Source organism: Waltera acetigignens (genome assembly GCF_025567015.1).
GTDB lineage: Bacteria > Bacillota > Clostridia > Lachnospirales > Lachnospiraceae > Acetatifactor > Acetatifactor acetigignens.
In genome coordinates, this window is the sequence record NZ_JAOQJO010000014.1 from 1 (window position 1) to 18,712 (window position 18,712).

18 protein-coding genes and 1 tRNA gene are annotated in these 18,712 nt (G+C 42.3%); 2 read left to right on the top strand and 17 right to left on the bottom strand.

The genetic code is table 11. The annotated features are described in order from the left end of the window. Positions 1 to 234: hypothetical protein (locus OCV96_RS13070; protein WP_262594692.1), on the top strand; the 234-nt coding region annotated here is incomplete at its 5' end. Positions 235 to 361: 127 nt separating this feature from the next. On the opposite strand, the gene OCV96_RS13075 is transcribed toward OCV96_RS13070, so the two are convergent. The 14 genes from OCV96_RS13075 to OCV96_RS13140 all read right to left on the bottom strand — a co-directional run bounded on the left by OCV96_RS13075 (position 362) and on the right by OCV96_RS13140 (position 14,829). Beyond that, on the bottom strand, positions 362 to 934 hold the full coding sequence (locus tag OCV96_RS13075) for a CDP-alcohol phosphatidyltransferase family protein (protein WP_262594693.1): 573 nt from the start codon (positions 932 to 934) through the stop codon (positions 362 to 364). Then, positions 924 to 1,988 carry an FUSC family protein gene (locus tag OCV96_RS13080; protein ID WP_262594694.1) on the bottom strand — a complete coding sequence of 355 codons (1,065 nt, stop codon included), beginning with the start codon at positions 1,986 to 1,988 and terminating at the stop codon, positions 924 to 926. Before OCV96_RS13080 ends, OCV96_RS13075 begins: the two co-directional genes overlap by 11 nt. Positions 1,989 to 2,019: 31 nt before the next feature. Further along, positions 2,020 to 3,063: a sensor histidine kinase gene (locus tag OCV96_RS13085; protein ID WP_262594695.1), complete on the bottom strand. Its 1,044-nt coding sequence runs from the start codon at positions 3,061 to 3,063 to the stop codon at positions 2,020 to 2,022. Next, positions 3,063 to 3,734 (bottom strand): response regulator transcription factor, encoded by a 672-nt coding sequence (locus tag OCV96_RS13090; RefSeq protein WP_117504378.1) that lies wholly within the window; start codon positions 3,732 to 3,734, stop codon positions 3,063 to 3,065. The genes OCV96_RS13085 and OCV96_RS13090 overlap by 1 nt, the downstream gene beginning before the upstream one ends. Before the next feature lie 18 nt (positions 3,735 to 3,752). Further along, a complete protein-coding gene (locus OCV96_RS13095; protein WP_262594696.1) occupies positions 3,753 to 5,186 on the bottom strand; it encodes a phospholipase D family protein in 1,434 nt (477 codons plus the stop codon). Positions 5,187 to 5,383: 197 nt separating this feature from the next. Continuing rightward, positions 5,384 to 6,943 carry a cardiolipin synthase gene (gene cls / locus OCV96_RS13100; protein ID WP_262594697.1) on the bottom strand — a complete coding sequence of 520 codons (1,560 nt, stop codon included), beginning with the start codon at positions 6,941 to 6,943 and terminating at the stop codon, positions 5,384 to 5,386. Between the two features lie 35 nt (positions 6,944 to 6,978). Further along, positions 6,979 to 7,659 carry a GTP pyrophosphokinase gene (locus OCV96_RS13105; protein WP_118503513.1) on the bottom strand — a complete coding sequence of 227 codons (681 nt, stop codon included), beginning with the start codon at positions 7,657 to 7,659 and terminating at the stop codon, positions 6,979 to 6,981. A 38-nt stretch (positions 7,660 to 7,697) separates the two neighbouring features. Then, positions 7,698 to 8,675 (bottom strand): choloylglycine hydrolase, encoded by a 978-nt coding sequence (gene bsh, locus OCV96_RS13110; protein WP_118503515.1) that lies wholly within the window; start codon positions 8,673 to 8,675, stop codon positions 7,698 to 7,700. Between the two features lie 265 nt (positions 8,676 to 8,940). Then, the gene (locus OCV96_RS13115) at positions 8,941 to 9,150 is read right to left on the bottom strand and encodes a histidinol dehydrogenase (protein ID WP_227733136.1); all 210 of its coding nucleotides are present in this window, start codon (positions 9,148 to 9,150) and stop codon (positions 8,941 to 8,943) included. 355 nt (positions 9,151 to 9,505) lie between these two features. Beyond that, the gene (locus OCV96_RS13120; protein WP_118537935.1) at positions 9,506 to 11,050 is read right to left on the bottom strand and encodes a glycoside hydrolase family 43 protein; all 1,545 of its coding nucleotides are present in this window, start codon (positions 11,048 to 11,050) and stop codon (positions 9,506 to 9,508) included. 166 nt (positions 11,051 to 11,216) lie between these two features. After that, a complete protein-coding gene (locus tag OCV96_RS13125) occupies positions 11,217 to 11,390 on the bottom strand; it encodes a hypothetical protein (protein ID WP_022153764.1) in 174 nt (57 codons plus the stop codon). A 228-nt stretch (positions 11,391 to 11,618) separates the two neighbouring features. Continuing rightward, positions 11,619 to 13,244, bottom strand: a complete 1,626-nt coding sequence (groL, locus tag OCV96_RS13130) for a chaperonin GroEL (RefSeq protein WP_117465882.1) — start codon at positions 13,242 to 13,244, stop codon at positions 11,619 to 11,621. Between the two features lie 56 nt (positions 13,245 to 13,300). After that, positions 13,301 to 13,585: a co-chaperone GroES gene (gene groES / locus OCV96_RS13135; RefSeq protein ID WP_117465883.1), complete on the bottom strand. Its 285-nt coding sequence runs from the start codon at positions 13,583 to 13,585 to the stop codon at positions 13,301 to 13,303. A gap of 380 nt (positions 13,586 to 13,965) precedes the next feature. After that, positions 13,966 to 14,829 (bottom strand): formate/nitrite transporter family protein, encoded by an 864-nt coding sequence (locus tag OCV96_RS13140; RefSeq protein WP_022313392.1) that lies wholly within the window; start codon positions 14,827 to 14,829, stop codon positions 13,966 to 13,968. A 457-nt stretch (positions 14,830 to 15,286) separates the two neighbouring features. Between OCV96_RS13140 and OCV96_RS13145 the strand changes: the two genes are divergently transcribed. Continuing rightward, a tRNA-Trp gene (locus tag OCV96_RS13145) sits at positions 15,287 to 15,357 on the top strand. A gap of 490 nt (positions 15,358 to 15,847) precedes the next feature. Here the strand turns inward: OCV96_RS13145 and coaW are convergent. From coaW to OCV96_RS13160, 3 genes are all read right to left on the bottom strand, one after another. Beyond that, entirely contained in the window at positions 15,848 to 16,681 is an 834-nt protein-coding gene (coaW, locus tag OCV96_RS13150; RefSeq protein ID WP_118503521.1) for a type II pantothenate kinase, read from the bottom strand. 39 nt (positions 16,682 to 16,720) lie between these two features. Continuing rightward, positions 16,721 to 18,100 carry a DNA repair protein RadA gene (gene radA, locus OCV96_RS13155; RefSeq protein WP_118503523.1) on the bottom strand — a complete coding sequence of 460 codons (1,380 nt, stop codon included), beginning with the start codon at positions 18,098 to 18,100 and terminating at the stop codon, positions 16,721 to 16,723. A gap of 133 nt (positions 18,101 to 18,233) precedes the next feature. Beyond that, positions 18,234 to 18,647 carry a hypothetical protein gene (locus tag OCV96_RS13160; protein WP_022313542.1) on the bottom strand — a complete coding sequence of 138 codons (414 nt, stop codon included), beginning with the start codon at positions 18,645 to 18,647 and terminating at the stop codon, positions 18,234 to 18,236. Between the last annotated feature and the right edge of the window lie 65 nt (positions 18,648 to 18,712).

Sequence of the window (18,712 nt, forward strand, 5' to 3'; positions counted from 1 at the left end):
AAAATTATTCGATTTCAAGCAATTTTTAAAGACACGGTGGAATTTACCTGTGCACTGGAATTTAAAATTTCAAGTCAGCGCAAATGTATTATTTTTTCTTACGTTTACACTTTGTATCACAAAACTTCTACACTTCAAATACTCGGAAGTGTTTCTGAACAGATTCATATTTCCCTGTTTCGTAATTTAGTATTTTCCATACCGGATTTAATTGCTCGTCCGTTAACGGAGTAACCTGATTGTCTTTATCCAGCCATGCAAAAATTATCTGTTCTGATTCTATCCAGGTTAAGTTTTTATCCTTCTTTATCTCATCAATATTCTCCTAAATATTTTTCTAGTCATTGCAATATAAAATTGCTTATACAGTCTCTCCCTTAAGAGTCCTGGTATTCTGGATAATATACAGAGCGACCGATATGACCATCATTATAGCGCACAAACCAATCAACAGATCTGATACCATCGGTGTAATGTGGAACCATATAATATGCACCGTTGCAGTTCCATATAATAAAAAGGTTACTATCTTTCCATGCCAGTCTGCACCATGTACTTTTCCCGTCTTTCGTATCACAAGACATCCACTGACTACCATATACAGCTCCTTACCTGCCATTATTACGATTAAAAGAAGCACATGCGGAAAACGAGTAAACAGACAGATTAACATCGCTGCCTGTGTCAGCTTATCAGCCACCGGATCAAGTATTTTTCCTAAATTACTAATTCTATGGAATCTTCTTGCGATATATCCATCAGCAAGATCCGTAAGACCAGACAGCAATAAGATTTCACCAGCTAACAGAGGATTTTTCTTTACACAATAACTCCATATAATTACCGGAATCAGACAAAGCCGAAAAAAAGAAAGAAGATTAGGAACCGTAATAATTCTATTCAAATTTTCTTCCTGATTCACTTCACTCTGCATGTACGGTCACCTCACTTTCCTTTTTTTTAGACATAAACCAATAAAATATAACACAAAATGCTAAAGCAAACACAACACCAAAAACATTTTGAATCACTCTAAGACTAACCGCTCCTTGTAGTCCATAAGTCTCTGCAGCAATGGCTAAAGCACCAAATGTGTTAAATACTGCCTGCCAGCCATATTGTGCTGAAAATCCTACACCGATTCCACCAAGAATTCCTATATATGCATAGATTGACGAAGGAAGCAGAAAATATAATACTGTAAAACATATAACACCTGCAATATTTCCGACAATCCTTTTACGGACTCTGTAGTGCATATCTTCCATAAACGGCAAAATCGTGGACATGGCCGCAATACCAGCCCACATTGCACGTGGCATATTACAAAGTTCTGCAATGCAAAGGACAATCGGTACGCATAAAATCTGACATATCTGCCATTTTGTTCTGGAAGAAGTGATATCAAATTCTTGTATCAGATCTTTCAGATTTCTTTTATAGGTTCTGTTTTTATGATTTCGATAAAATACGAAGCAGGTAAGTGCTGCACCTAAAGCCATTCCGACTAATCGCATCTGATAGCTTTTTCCCGTAACATCATAACCATATAGCAGTAGATACCCAAGAACCAATGTAGATTGATTAAACATGAATGGATTATGGCATCCGAACAGAATCAACACAGCCAGTGCCGCAATATTTAACAGCATTCCCAATACCGGTGAAAACTGATTTGCTAAATGCGGACATACAGTCATAATTACAAAGAACAAAGCCAAAAGCATCGTAGATTGTCCGGTGTGGATCCCCAGATCCGCATTTCTAAACACCATGAGACATAATAAGACTACTACACCTACAATGCTGTTCTCATTTCCAAATAGGATACTGAAAATACTAACAAAGAAAAAACAAAATGCCATTGTAGCAGCTATCTTCACCAGATATACCCACATATGATATAATTTTTCTTTTAGTGTTTCACTCTTTTTCAACAGGTTTTTAGAACCTGCCTGATTTAACTGCAACTCCTGATAAAATGTCATGTAATTCCTCCTCTATCTGTTTTTCTTAAACTTATATGGCCTCATCTTTCTGTATTGGAAGCTCTACAACAAATCTGCATCCACCATATTCCCGGTTTTCTGCCTTGATTGTCCCGCCAGCACTATCTACGATCCGTTTCGCAAGTGCAAGGCCGAGACCATTTCCTTCTGCTTTGTGAGAACCGTCTGCCTGATAAAATTTATCAAATATTCTGGTTTTCACATCATCCTCTATTCCCGGTCCTTCATCTTCCAGAATAAACATTACAGAATCCTTTTCCTGCTTCAAAAACATCATAATTGTCCCCTTTGCAGGACTGAACTTAATCGCATTATCTAAAAGATTCATCCATATATGCATAAAAAGTCCCTCATTCCCAGTATATTTAACTTCCTCAAGCTCTACCTGGAAACCAATTTCTTTTTCTGTCCATTTTGTCTCCAGGGAAAGAAATGCCTGACGGATCTGTTCATCCAAACGATATTCTGTTTTTTTCATTGGTATGTTCTGATTCTCTAACTTGGATAACAGCAAAATATTTCCAACCAATCCGGAAAGCCTTTGGGTATTAAACAGGATTTTTTCTACATATTCCTCTTGCTCCTGAGACAGTTCTTCTCCCTGAAGAAGCATTGTATACCCTTCAATGGCATTGATCGGGGTCTTAAACTCATGAGAAACATTGGAGACAAAATCCATCTGCAGTACTTCTGTTGCACGAAGTTCTTTTGTCATAACGTTAAAACTTTGATAAGATTCTCCAACTTCTGCTATACGGCTGTTCGTTTCCAAATGCTGTTCAAAATCTCCCCGAGAAACTTCCTTCATTGCTTTACTGAGTCTGGTAATTGGTTCCAGTAACTTTGCATTAATAAAGGAAGTGATCAGCCCTGCAATCAATGTATTGAAAATCAAAAGCCAGCCAAGCACAGGTATGCTGCCCGGCAGATGAAAAAAATGATTCAAAAAAGCAAATAATAACGCAGATATGACTGTTGAAAATACAAGTGCCAGCCAGATTGCACCAGTCAGACAGGATCGGATCCGCAATCCTTTTTCTTTCTTTTGTTCCATTATTTTTTCACCACCTTGTATCCAATTCCACGCATTGTTACGATTTCAAAATCAGGGTTATCTTTCAAACGCTCCCTGATTCTTCCTATATGTACCTCTATCGTATGTGGGTCTGCCTCCGTCTCGTATCCCCATACTTCATCCATCAACTGTTGTTTTGTAAATGTTCTGCCTGGCGAAGCTGCAAGCTTATATAAAAGCAGGAATTCTTTTTTAGGCAAAACAAGACTTTCCTTATCAGTTGTAACCGTCATTGCATCATAATCAAACTCTGTTGAACCGATCACAATTTTGTGTTCATTCAGTATCTGTGCACGGCGAAGCAGTGCTCCGACTCTTAAAACCATTTCATTCACGTTTACCGGTTTTACCATATAATCGTCACTTCCCGAAAGAAATCCCTGGCGCATATCATCAAAGGAACCTTTCGCAGTGATCATAAGTACCGGTATCTGATATCCTGCTGAACGGAGTTCCGACACCAGTTCATAACCATCCATAACCGGCATCATAATATCGGAAATGATCAGATCAATGTACTCTTTATCCAATATTTCTAATGCCAGTGCTCCATCCGATGCACTTTTGACCTGATATCCATTCTTCTCAAGCACTTTTTGGAATAGCTGGCTTAATTCTTTATCATCTTCTACAATTAATATTTGAAACACGATCTTCTTCCTCCTTTATCAGAACAGATACCTTGCCCATCCAAGCAGATGCTGTACCAAAAGTACGTTTCTCTGACGCTTCTTTGTCAATTCAATTGGCTCTACATGATACGGATCACGATAGGTTCCATCTTCCAATACCTGTCGGGACACTCTTTCATATTCCATCATGCCTTCTTCCAACTGTTTATTAATCTCTCTGCTACGTATTACAAGCATCAGTTCCGTATCCAGATACGTGCTTCTCATATCCATGTTAAAGGAACCGATTACGGATAGATCATCATCAATCAGAATGCTTTTTCCGTGGTAAGAATAGCCGCCTTCATACTCCCAGATATCAATTCCTGTATTTAAAATTCTGTTTCTGTTTCTCGCATAATCAGCAGAACCAAACGGATTTCCATTGTTGGCAACCGAATTGGTCATGATAGAAAAATCCGGAACTCTCTCCGCAATCTCTTTCCATGTATTATACATCATATCATTACAGATAATATATGGTGTATGAATTTTCACGCGCTCTTTTGCATTTTTCATTAGTTCTCCCAGTTGATACCAGACTACTGGTTCCTTGGGACCTGTGTGAATAGGATTTGACACTAATGCAATCTTTTCTGTCTCAAAAGTTTCGTCCGTGTAATCGGTATCGCAGATTCTTTCCTTATTCTCTTCAAAATATTTCTGATAGCCGTTCTGCAGCTCTAAAACTGCGTTCTTTACAGATTGTCTATTTGCCAGTTTTTTATTGTCATGAAAATAACCACTGTCTTCTTGTTCCCATATCGTTTCAAAATACTCTAACAACTGGTTAACTGAATTTTCTTTCTCAGGTTCATCGCAAACCACTAACACGTCTCTGTCATAGTTCTTATGTCCCGGAAAATCACCCAGGAAATAATTGTATGTATTTCTTCCCCCAAGAATATATGTCTTACCATCTGCAATCAAATATTTATCATGCATTCTACCCATCATCTTCCATGGTTTCAACGGATTGGCCTTATTATATAGTTTAATTTCAACATTCTCATGGGAAGATAATCCATAGAAATACGGATTTCCTTCCATATCAATCCAGCTCTCCATTCCATCTACTAACAGACGAATATGTACACCTCTGTCTGCCGCATCATGCAGTGCTCCTAAAATCAATTTTCCACTTTCATCGGATTGAAATGCAAAAGTAGAAAGAATAATTTCCTTTTTTGCATTCTTGATCAAACGCACTCTTTGTAAAAGCGCTTCTGGATTCTTTTCTATGATTACTGCCCGTTCTGTATTTTCACTGCATTCGTTCCATGACCCATTTTTTGTTTCTTTTTTGGTTGTATTGGACACTTCCGGCTGCTTTTTATATGCAACGCAGATTCCGAGCAATTCATAAAAAGCCACACATAAAAAAATTGCCAGTATAACAAGAAGGATTTTACATATTTTATGCTTTTTCATTGTACATCACCTGATTCCTTTTTATTTCATACTTATACAATACAAAGTCAATCTCAATTTAACCTCAACAAGGTTTGTTTTTTCATCCATGCAAAATCTTCTTTGTACAACAGACTGTTAGATATAGCAAAAACGGCCTTTCAAAAACAGTTAACTTCTAAATCAACTGTTTTTTGAAAGGTCGTTTCATCAGATTCTTATAGCAATCCAGCAAATAATCTCATAAATAATTGTCCCAGTCGCAAATATGCACTTCGTCCGGTTTGATATTGGTCTGTCACATCACGACATTCTCCCATCGTTCTTATCAGATCATTTTTTATATCCACAACTGCCTGACAATCTGCCATAAAACAGCCGTTTTCAAAATGGTGATATAAACTTCGATAATCCAAATTAATTGTTCCACAAGTTGCCATACAGTCATCTGCCACACTCATTTTTGCATGACAGAAACCAGGAGTCCACTCATAAACACGAACACCATGTTTAACTAATCCATGATAAAAAGAACGAGTTATATTATAAATGAATTTTTTATCAGGAATACCAGGTGTGATAATTCTTACGTCTACCCCTCGCTTAGCAGCCAGACATAACGCATGCGTCATTTCATCTGTTATGATTAGATATGGAGTCATAAACCAACAATATTTTTCAGCTTTATTTATCATACTGATATAAACTTCTTCTCCTACTTGCTCATTATCCATAGGGCTGTCTGCATAAGGTTGAACAAACCCAGTTTGCTGTGCCGCATAATCATAGCGGAAAAGGTATTTACTAAAATCAGAATCATTAGCATCCTTATTACTTACTGCATTCCACATTTCCAAAAATGTCACCGTAAGCGACTGAACAGCATCTCCTTCTAAACGAATACCTGTATCTTTCCACTGTCCATACGGGTGTGTGTAATTAAAATATTCGTTTGCTAGATTATATCCACCTGTAAATCCGACTTTTCCATCAATAACTGTTATTTTTCTATGATCACGATTGTTCAAAAACAGATTTAAACCTGGCATAAACGGATTGAATACACGGCAATGAATTCCTATTGCCTCCATTTTTTTCACAAAATCTGTGTTAATAAAGCCTATAGAACCCATATCATCGTAGAATACTCTAACTTCCACACCTGCTTTTACTCGCTCTTCCAGAACATCTTGAATCTTATGCCATGCTTCAGCGTCTTCTATCGCATGATATTCCATAAAGATAAACTTCTGTGCTTTCTCCAAATCCTTAAGCTGTGCCTCTAATCCTTTCACTGCTTCATCAAAATACACAATATCCGTATTCTGATAGATTGGATACTGCGAATTTCTTTGTATGTAACTTGCTATATTTCCTGCTTTCGGAATTGTTTCTTTTATTCTGCTCAAACACTCCTGACTGTCCGGAAGCATTGGTAACAATTTGCTATCAATTTCTGCATATCGCTCACGCATTTTATGTGTGCCACCATTCAAACCAATCAACAAATACAGGCCTACACCCATAATTGGGAAAATCAGAATTAAGATGACCCAGGGCATTTTCATAGAGGATGTCTTATTTGATGCGTACAATCCCAAAACCAAGATTCCACTCAAAATCCTTGTAAATAAATTTATGATTTCTGCATATTCATTCAAGCGTGTTACGATAGTAATAATAAAAATCACTTCCAGAAGAATGCAGATTATGGAAAAACACAGCCGTTTTACCCCATTTTTTGTTTTTGCTTTGCCCTCTAAAGTATCTTGTTTCATATATATTCCACCTTCCTACTTGCTCAGTTTTCTCCCTAAATTTCGTAGAACATACCAATTTTGTCTTTTATTCTCTGCATTTCATTATCTGCTTCAATGATAGCTCTTGCAGAATGAAGTAATTCTTCACTTATCTCATCATAGCCAGGCATTTCTTCAATTCCTTTTTTATAGCGAAGTTGATGTTCCAATGTTGCCCAGAAATCCATACCATTGGTTCGAATCTGTAATTCTACACGCATAGGTGTTTTACCCTTAGCAAAAAATACTGGTATTTCAACAATCATATGATAGCTTCGATAACCATTCGATTTTGGATTTTTTATATAATCTTTTATTTCAATAACTTTAATATCATCCTGTTGGGTAATCAAATCTGATATCATATAAATATCGTCAATAAACGCACAAACTATTCGAACGCCTGCTACATCATTGAGATATGTCTGTATATTTTCTGTTGTAAATTCATATCCCATCTTCTGCAGTTTATCGTAAATACTATTGGGCTTCTTAATTCTTGTTTTTATAAAAGAAATAGGATTTCGATTGTTCTCAGCTGAAAATTCATCATCCAAAACCTCAAGTTTAGTTTGTATCTCCCGAATAGCACAACGATACATCATCATTAAATTATAAAATTTTGTAGCATTATTTAAAAACTGTAGTGATTCCGGACTGTCCATCCTGAGTTTTTTTACTTCATCTTTTGTCATGGAACTTTCCTTTCTACCTCATCCCTGATTTCAAAACATTATTTATTTTGATAGTTGATTCGTTCTCCTTGAATTACTGGATAACAAATCATTTTATCACTATCCAGATTTTCTACATGCATATCTACTGCACTGATCTGATGGTTTTCATAAGTATTGTAATAATAAATACCTTTTGTAACATTACAACACGACGTATACAATGTGATTTCATATTTTCCATCCGCTACTTCGCAACATCCTCGTTGCTGATCCACAGATCCGAGAATGTGGAAGAATTGGCTAACGCTTTCTTCCCCTGATTCACCTGAAATTGCATTTACCTTTGTAAAAGCCACACGTACAAAGCGTGAGGAAGATGAGAGATCTCCCGGAAGACCTAATCCTCCCATACCTCTACTATATGCATCAAGAGCCAAATTCTCGCAGAAAGTATTTCTGGGCTGTTTAGGAGATAAATACATATAATTATTTAGTTGAAACATCTGCTGTGGAAATGGCGGATTATTCGTAAGCACTCCTACTGGATTGTCATAAATATGTAAACCATCTGACATAGATTCTACCGTAATTGACTCATTCTCATCAGAAATGATCCAGTGTAATTGTGCTAATGGGAATTGCTCGCTGAAAGGAGTATTAACAATATTAATTCGTTCAAGAAGCTCGCGAACTTCAACTAAAGAAGAACACTGACTTAAAATCCACGGAATAAATTCAAACTGTGCAATATTTTCCACATCTGGCTTAATCGCGGCATAAACAGCATTTCCGACAAAATTCAGTCCTGCCATTGCCACTCCTTTTTCATTCATAGCATCATAATACAAAGGATAATCCTCTGCAACATGAGCCATTCCAATAATTGCATAATGATTTTTCATATCGCCAACATGGCGAAAATTAAACGCATAATTACGTGGTGTAATTACTATCTGATCACCATAAGAGAATTCATAATCGAGGGTTCGTCCAAAGTAAAAATCTTTTGTTTTATAAGTTGCTGCTGTACACATGATCGTTTATCCTCCTAAATAGATTGAAATATGTCAATGAGTTTTTTTCTTGAACAATAGTATAGCACAATCTTTATTTTGTTCCAACTTCATACATGATCATAACATGTAAACTTTAAACTATTTTCCTAGATTATTTCTCCATCAGTTTTTCAAACCAAGTATCCATAGCTAGGATGAATTGACCTACGTCTGGCAATTCTTGCAGCATTTCGTTTCTCGTATATATATTTTACCACATACTTTTTCCAAAGGCACTGACTTCTCAGCCCTTAATTTTCATCTCTGCTATTATACGTTCTTCCCTCTGTCTCTCTTCACAATAATCCCAGAAGTCTTTCAATGCTTCCTCATCCGATTTCCACGGCAATGGTATGGGATCCAATTCATCTAATCGCTTCACAAGTTTGCGTACCTCTTCGGTATCGAACTCCTCATCACTTGCCTCCATTACATAAAAAATCCAGTTTTTCATTTATCATTCTGATTTCTTCGTCTTTAGTCATGTTAAAACCTCACTACATTATATACGTGACAGTTTTCGACAAAATCTTATAAATTTTTTGAAATTATTTTCTATTATTTTCTATTCCAGACTGCTTCGGATGCACAAACCTCAGATGCACAAAAGATCCCGGGCTGCTCACCCGGGATCCTTTGAAAAGAGATGTATGAAACTATGCGTTGCATTTGTTCCTGTCGATCCATAATGTAAGCTCTTACATTTTGAATCATAATTATTCTACCATTATTTCGACTATTTGGCAAACAGATTTCTTACAGTTGCGAGTTTTTCGCACTTTTAGCCAAAATCAGGACTTCTTTTTTGTCTAATCCTCATATTTAAAGTAGTCAAAATCCGCTGCTTTGCGGCTTCCACAGCCTCCGTTGTTGGCATAGATGCCTACCAGCGTACCGGTATGGCGTTTAGGATCATCGGGAACACCCTCGTCACAGAGGTAAATGCAGTTCTCCAGAACTCCGACCTGCTCCCAGTTCTCTCCGTCATAGCTGTAATAGAAAGTTCTGGTCAGCTTCTCCACCACTACTTTCAGATACAGAGCGCCTTCCTTCACATGGTCCACTTCCGCCACCAGCTCCTCGCCGTGGTTGCGGTTGATGACCAGTTGGATCTTCCGTCCGCCCTCATAGCACAGAGAGCATCTGGCATAGGTGGCTGTACTGTAGTAGCAGGTCAGTCCCGCCTGTTCTCCGTCCTTATCCGGGTAGAATTCCAGCTTCGTCTCTGCCACGTAGGACAACTCCTGTTCTCTGCGTAACAACGTATTTTTCGCACGGATCTCATTCAACTGTCCGTCTCTGGTCCAGATCCTGTAATACCCGGGACGTTCCGTCAGTGACCAGGATCCGTTATCCGGGTTGCGCACGAACTCCCATTCCAGATTCAGCCTGGTATCGTTAAAATCATCAAATAAGTTTCTCTCGTAGATACACTCGGGAAGATCCGGTGCAATCTGTGTCAGGCTGGGGCCTTTTCCTTCGTTGACGGTAAACCAGCCGTCCTCCGTCCACTGTACGGGATCCAGAGCAGACTCTCTGCCTACGGTAGTATAGTTGCCCTCGTTAGGTCTTCCGCAGAGATAATAACACCACCACTGACCGTTCTGATCCTGTACCAGCTTGCCGTGTCCGGCTCTCTGAATGGGTGCCGCAGGGTCCTTCTGACGCATGACCGGATTATAGGGAGAACACTCATAAGGACCGTAGAAATTCTTACTTCTTCCCACATTGATGCCATGGCCGTAACCGGTGCCACCCTCAGCCACGATAGCGTAATAATAACCGTCCTTTTTCATGATATGGGGACCTTCAGAGCAACGCTCGCCCGTGCCTTCCCATGCGGTCTTCGCCGGACCCGCCACTGCCAGTCCGTCCGCCGTCAGGGGAACCGCCTGTGCTGCCTTGGCAATGATCATATATCTGCTGCCGTCATCATCCACGAACAGAGACGGATCGATATCGTCCACTTCCAGACATACCGGCTTACTATAAGGACCCTCCGGCCTGTCGGACACCATCACCAGTTGTCTGCGCATTACGTTGTTATCACGCTTGCCGTCCGCATTCAGGCGTAAGGTAACATAGATATAGTATTTTCCGTCCACATATTCAATATCCGGTGCCCAGATTCCGTGGGAATCCCGGATGTCGCTGAGATCCAGCCATTCCGGATTCGTGATGGCATGACCGATAATGTGCCAGTGTACCATATCCCTGGAATGGGAAATGGGGATCGCCGGAAAATACTGGAAACTGGAATTCACCATGTAATAATCGTTACCGACACGGATCACCGAAGGATCCGGGAAAAAACCGCGTTGTACAGGGTTATGATAAGTTCTAGGTTCACTCATAGGGAGTCTCCTTTTTACATGTATTAGTCTTTCTATTTGCGCAAAGCTGCGTGTACCACGCTCATACTATAAGTGTATTCTTTACCAACTCTCCTGTCGTGCCAGTTTCCCTTTTATTTTATGACAAATATTGCGTTTTCTCCGGACATTTCAAAATTTGGCATAATTATTCCATAATGGAATACTGCATCCACTCGTATAACAGCTTCGTGCCCTCCATGATCTCGGGCGGAAGCAGCGCGCGGGCCACCAGCTTTAATTCATCGGATTCGATGTCTGTTCTGCGAAGATGGGCATAATCGCCGTCAATGCTTTCTACGATGTATTCAAAACGATTCATAAGGGTATACCTCTTTCTTTGATGTGTTTGAGATAAGTTTAAGAGGTTTTTGGGGGAGAGTCAAGGGGATCTGACGCAGCAGCGGCTTATCGCATAAATTGCTTCGCAATTCATGCGATATCCGCTGGACTTCGCCATATCCGCACTAAAAAAGAAGCGCACTATTGCAAGCTAGCTTGCATAGTGTGCTCCCTTTTTAGCACGGCTGCGTCGAAGCGGTCCTGACGCTTACATCATTCCGCCCATGCCTGCGCCGCCGGCGGGCATTGCGGGGGTGTCTTCTTTGATATTAGCTACAACGCTTTCGGTAGTAAGTAGTGTGCTTGCTACGCTGGTAGCGTTCTGCAGAGCGCTTCTGGTAACCTTAGCGGGATCCAGGATGCCTGCGCTTACCATATCTACATATTCCTCTTTCAGAGCATCGAAACCGACACCGACCTCAGACTCACGTACCTTGTTGATGATAACGCTGCCTTCCAGTCCTGCGTTTGCTGCGATGTGATACAGAGGTGCTTCCAGTGCTTTCAGGACAATGCCTGCACCGGTCTTCTCATCACCTTCCAGACTTGCTGCCAGTTTGGCAACTTCCTTGGATGCATGAATGTATGCGGAACCGCCACCACAGATGATACCTTCCTCTACGGCTGCTCTGGTAGCTGCCAGAGCATCTTCCAGACGAAGCTTAGCTTCCTTCATCTCGGTCTCGGTAGCAGCACCTACACGGATAACTGCAACACCACCGGACAGCTTAGCCAGTCTCTCCTGTAATTTCTCTCTGTCGAAATCAGAAGTGGTCTCTTCGATCTGCTTCTTGATCTGTGCGATTCTGGACTGTAATGCTTCCTTATCGCCTTCACCGTCTACGATCACGGTGTTCTCTTTCTGTACCTTAACGGATTTTGCACGACCCAGCATATCCATTGTGGTATCTTTCAGTTCATAACCAAGCTCGGAGCTGATCACGGTACCACCGGTCAGGATTGCGATATCCTCCAGCATAGCTTTTCTTCTGTCACCATAGCCGGGAGCCTTAACGGCTACTACGTTGAAAGTACCACGCAGCTTGTTAACGATCAGGGTGGTCAGTGCCTCGCCCTCTACATCCTCAGCGATGATCAGCAGCTTAGCGCCGGACTGAACGATCTGCTCTAACAGAGGCAGGATCTCCTGAATGTTGGAGATCTTCTTGTCAGTGATCAGGATATAAGGGTTATCCAGAACAGCTTCCATCTTATCCATATCGGTTGCCATGTAAGCGGAAATATAACCTCTGTCGAACTGCATACCTTCTACCAGATCCAGTTCGGTCTGCATGGTCTTGGACTCTTCAATGGTGATAACACCGTTGTTGCTTACCTTCTCCATAGCATCTGCAACCAGCTGTCCTACAGCCTCATCCCCTGCGGAGATTGCAGCTACTCTTGCGATGTGCTCCTTGCCGTTTACTTTCTGGCTCATCTTACCGATGGCTTCTACTGCACATGCGGTTGCTTTCTTCATACCTTTTCTCAGGATGATGGGGTTAGCACCTGCTGCCAGGTTCTTCATCCCTGCATTTACCATAGCCTGTGCCAGAACGGTTGCGGTGGTAGTACCATCACCGGCTACATCGTTGGTCTTGGTAGCTACTTCCTTTACCAGCTGTGCACCCATGTTCTCGAATGCATCTTCCAGCTCGATCTCTTTTGCAATGGTAACACCATCGTTGGTGATCAGGGGTGCGCCGAAGGACTTATCCAGTACTACGTTTCTTCCTTTGGGTCCTAAGGTTACTCTTACGGTATCTGCCAGCTGGTTTACACCAGCCTCTAATGCTGCACGGGCTTCTGCGCCGTATTTAATCTCTTTTGCCATAATAATCAGCCTCCAATTTATTTGTTCTTAGTCTTAATTTCTTTTTAGGTTTGCAATTACTGAATGATTGCAAGGATGTCGCTCTGCTTTACGATGATGTACTCTTCATCATCCAGCTTTACTTCGGTTCCTGAGTATTTGGAATAGATGACCTGATCGCCAACCTTAACTTCCATCTTTACTTCCTTACCGTCTACGACACCGCCGGGGCCGACAGCAACAACTTCTGCCTGCTGGGGCTTTTCCTTATTCTGACCGGGGAGCACGATACCGGACTTGGTAGTCTCCTCTGCAACTAACTGTTTTAATACTACTCTGTCACCTAAAGGTTTCAAACTCATGACAACTGCCTCCTTATAACTATTTAAATATCATATTACTCTTTTTCATTTGTTAGCACTCATTTTTATCGAGTGCTAATTTCTATAGTTTATATTAGTTTTATATGCCGAGTTTTTCAAACGCATTCACCGTTATTTAAATAACTATTTCTTTTATTTTCTCGTTTTATCTCCGTTTTTCTAATGTTTTTATATTACATGTGTAAAAATGCGATTTAATATTTCGTTTATAATTCTGAAAATCCATATCCGGTTCATCCCTTGCAAACTCCTGTGCAGACATAAAGCTATACCGGTTACATCGTATAAGCAAAAAGCAGCCGGGGATCTTATCATTATCCCAAGCTGCTTCTGTTCCGCTCTGTATTTACTTTCCCGTCCTATGCGTTCTTGGATTCCTCATGCCATTTCTGCCACTTCTTCTTATAAATAAAGTAGCAGGGGATTCCTACGAATACCATTCCGCCTAAGATATTGCCGATGGTAACGGGAATAAAGTTGTTCAGGCTGTGCAGTACTGTCAGTCCCTGGATCTGCTCTGCGGTCAGGCCGTATGCTTCCTGTGCCTTTGCAACATACGCGGGATTCTGTGCAGCCATCATGCCTACGGGAATGTAGAACATATTTGCAACACAGTGCTCGAAACCGCCGACTACGAAGGCCATGATCGGGAAGAAGATCGCCCAGATCTTACCGACGATATCCGTAGCTGCCGCTGCCATCAGGATCGCAATACATACCAGAATGTTACACAGGATACCGGAGGTAATTCCTTTCAGCGGAGAAATGCCTACCTTGCCGACTGCCACTTTGATGGCATAAGCCCCCAGCAATCCGCCGGTGTAGTCCAGATTTCCGGAAAAGTAGATCAGGGTATCAATGATCAGCGCGCCGATCAGGTTGCTGAAATATACCACGATCAGATTGCGGATACATTCGAACCAGGTCACCTTTTTGCCTACCACGTCCATGACGATCAGGCAGTTGCCGGTGAAAAGTTCTCCACCTACAAATACAATGATCATCAGTCCCACAGGGAAGATGATACCGGCTACGAATCGGGCCAGACCTACGTTGTCAATAGCATGCGCCGCAGTACTGCTGGTAGCTCCGCCCAGTGCAATGAAAGCACCTGCCATAATGCCTAACAGGATCATCTTGCCCAGAGGAAGATGTGCCTTGCCCTCTCCGGCCTTCATGTTATTATCAATGACTTCTGCCGGGGTATTAAAATGCTGTTCCATATTTTCCCTCATTTCCGTACAGCCCTTATCTGCCGTACTTTCTCATACTCATTTACTACCTATATTACACGAAATCTGCGGCGGGAATCAAGCTTTTCCCCCTATGTATCTGATTATATACATTTCCTCTCACCGTTTTTGTCATAACACAATCTTTTTTTGTAAAATTTATGCAAAAAAATAGTAGACAAAAGCCGAAATGTGTAATATACTTAGGATGTTCGGCGAGAGCCGAACCGCTTATATAAGTAGATTTCCGGAAGAATTCCCCTTTTACACAATTAAAGTGGCTGCAGGTTTCCCGCCTGCGGCTGCTTTAATTGTGTTATAAGGTATTCTTTGTGGTTTTCCCCGGAATTGCAAAAGTTTTTGCAAAAATTTAAAATTTTCACTTGCTAAATGATAAACATCTATGCTATAATAGCTTTCGTCAGTGATTCAGCTGATACAATTTCATAGGGGAATAGTACAGCGGTAGTGCGGCGGTCTCCAAAACCGTTAACGGGGGTTCGATCCCCTCTTCCCCTGCTTTCAAAAGTCGATGTTATCGGCTTTTTTTATTTTCTGTTTTGGTAACACTTTTTACCTCACCATGGCGCGATCTGAAGAATCACGCCATGATGGGGTGTTATTTTAATGTGAATTAACAGGAATGTTTTTCATCATGATATTGAACATACGTTCGATTTATGTTATACTGTATTTGTGTAATCGAACAGAAAGCGGATGCGATTTTCCGATTGTTAGATGCCCTCTAGTCTTACAAAGGAGGGTGATGCCCATGAATACGATGGAAGTACTTACTCTGTTGTTAGTTGTCTTTGCAGCTTTATCATACATTGACAGACATGGTGACGATAATAACAAAAAGAAATAGCATCCCCTCGCCAAAGTAGATGCTATTTCTTTTCTAGTATTTTACTGAGGGCAAATCGGAATTTTCACCTCCGACTTACTTTCTAAATAGATTATACACCAAGAGGGATTGAGAAATCAATCCCTCTTACTTTTTTATTTCTCAAATCTCCTCTTTCTCCGCATCCGGCGCAATCACCGCCCCAATAGCGGTAGCATAATCAGAATACTCCGGAATAGTAATCTTTACATCCCACAGGCTCTTGAAGTCTTCGATGATCTGGCGGCACTCGAAGAATTTGGTCAGGCCGCCGATGAGGATATAATCCTTGATGCCGGTGTTCCGGGAGGCCAGGATTCCGGCCTGGCAGATGTTCTCGATGACCATATGGACGATACCAGCCGCGATGTCTTCGGGCTTGGACTGGGCATCCGCTTTGCCGAAGTTGGACGCAGTCACGTCCAGGTTCAGGCCGGGGAGCTTTTCCTTGGCCAGATCGCCGATCCGCAAGTCGATCTTTGCCACATCACCTTTCCGGGACAGAGGGACGATCTCATGGATGTCCCCGGTATTCAGTATGATCGAGGACAGTCCGCAGATGGTTCCGCCACCGAGGCCGACACCACCTAAATGCTTCATCTCATTCTCCGTCACCTTGACGAAAAAGCTTCCGGTTCCCATACTGATAACGATAACTTCCTTTTTATCCGTCAGATAATAGCCTCCGGTTCCTGTGGCAACGAATTCATCTACCTTATAGGTCGGACGATCGTATACCGCTTTCTCCACATATTTGCTTCCCACGCCGGTGATATAGACACCTTCCACATCTAAAAGCTGCAGATTATTCTCATACAGATATCTTCCGAAAGCACCGTAGAGGGATGCCACCTGGCTGTCTGCCTTGACTGCCATGGGCGGAAGCATATGTTCTCCTTCAAAAGCTACGATCTTGGTGGTACTGCTGCCGATATCAATTCCTATTCTTACGGCCATATCTTTGTCCTCCTCATAATGAAATGCTAAAAAGCTTCTTTAGAACAATCGGTCCATGGCATCCTGCACGGAGCTGACGCCGATGACACGGATTTTGCTTCCTTTTTTGCACTCTTCCAGTGACACGTAGGGCACCACGCATTCCTCGAAGCCCAGTTTCTCCGCCTCCGCCACACGCTGTTTTGCCATGCTGACCGCGCGGACTTCGCCGCTTAATCCCACTTCTCCAAAAGCTACCATTTTCGGATTCAATGCCTTATTCCGGAAGCTGGACAGAATCGCCAGCACGATTCCCAGATCAATGGCCGGCTCCTGGATCTTGATACCTCCCGTAATATTCACGTAGGCATCGCAGGAGGACAGCTGCACTCCCGATCTCTTCTCCAATACCGCCATCAGCAGGTTCACACGGTTGAAATCCGTACCGGTGGTCTGTCTTCTGGGGATGCCGAAATTACTGTGGCACACCAGTGCCTGCAATTCGATCAGAAGCGGTCTGGTGCCCTCCATGGTACACGCCACCACAGAGCCGCTGGCATTCTCCGGCCGTCCGTTCAGCATATATTCCGAAGGATTCTTGACCTCTGCCAGTCCCGTTTCCCGCATCTCGAAAACACCGATCTCGTTCGTAGATCCAAAACGGTTCTTCACCCCCCGCAGAATACGGTAGGACGCATGTCTGTCCCCTTCAAAATAAAGAACAGTATCCACCATATGTTCCAGCACTCTGGGACCTGCCACCGTACCTTCCTTGGTCACATGGCCTACAATGAAGATTGAGATTCCCAGTCCCTTTGCCAGCTGCAGCAAAATACCGGTGGATTCCCGCACCTGAGACACGCTTCCCGGCGCCGCCGACACGTTCTCGTTGTACATGGTCTGTATGGAGTCGATGATCACGACCTCCGGCTTGCTCTTGCGGATCACTTCACTGATGATATCCAGATTCGTCTCACACAGTAGCAGCATATGCTCCGAAAAAGCCCCCAGACGATCCGCCCGCATCTTGATCTGTACCTTGGATTCCTCACCGGAAATATACAATACTTTATGTCCCGCCGTGGATAAGTTATGGCAGACCTGCAATAACAGTGTGGATTTACCGATACCGGGGTCTCCGCCTACCAGCGTCAGAGATCCCTGCACAATGCCGCCTCCCAGCACCCGGTCCAGTTCCTTAATTCCGGTGAGAGTCTTATTTTCCTCCCGGATAGCGATCTCCGACAGCACACAGGGCTCCGAAGCCTCTCTCCTGTCTCTCTTTGCACCGTTTCCGGTATTTTTCAATTCCGTTTTATCTATCGTCTCTTCCACGAAAGTATTCCACTCTCTGCAGCCGGGACATTGTCCCAGCCATTTCGTGGATTCATAGCCACAGTTCTGACAGAAAAATACAGTGGCCGTCTTTCCTTTTGCCATGCTCTCTCCTCAATCATTGTAATACCTATTCAGCCCCCGCAAAACCGCCTCCGGAAACTCTGAATATTTAAAAAAAGCCCAGTCACGAAGTACTACAATGTCCTCCGTGCCTGGACTCCTTTGCAGTGCGTCCTTACGCCTCTACGATCTTAACAGGTACTTCACCTGCTGCTTCCAGTTCTACGCTCAGGCTCAGTTTGCCGCCAAGTCCGGTTTTCATGGTTCCTACGTTCTTACCGTCGATAAATACTTCGTACTCGGTATCGTCCTTCAGTCCTACAGTGATCTGGGAATCCTCGTCACCTTCTACGATGAACTCCACACTGTTGTCAGCTTCCTTGAACTCCAATACACTGGTTCCGGGAACAGATTCATATAAAAACATGCCGTTCTTTTCCAGCTTTGTCATCTCATTGTAGGTCTTAACCTTCAGCAGATCTCCTGCATGCTCATAATCTTCCACTTTTGCCTTCTTGGCCAGCTTGTGATTACCAAAACTGATAGATCCGTCTGCTTCACTGCGAAGTATTTCTTCCACTACTGCCATCTGTCTGTCCTCCTGAAAGTAACTGCATCCGCAATACATCTTTCTCTTTCGTTCTTTGCGAATGG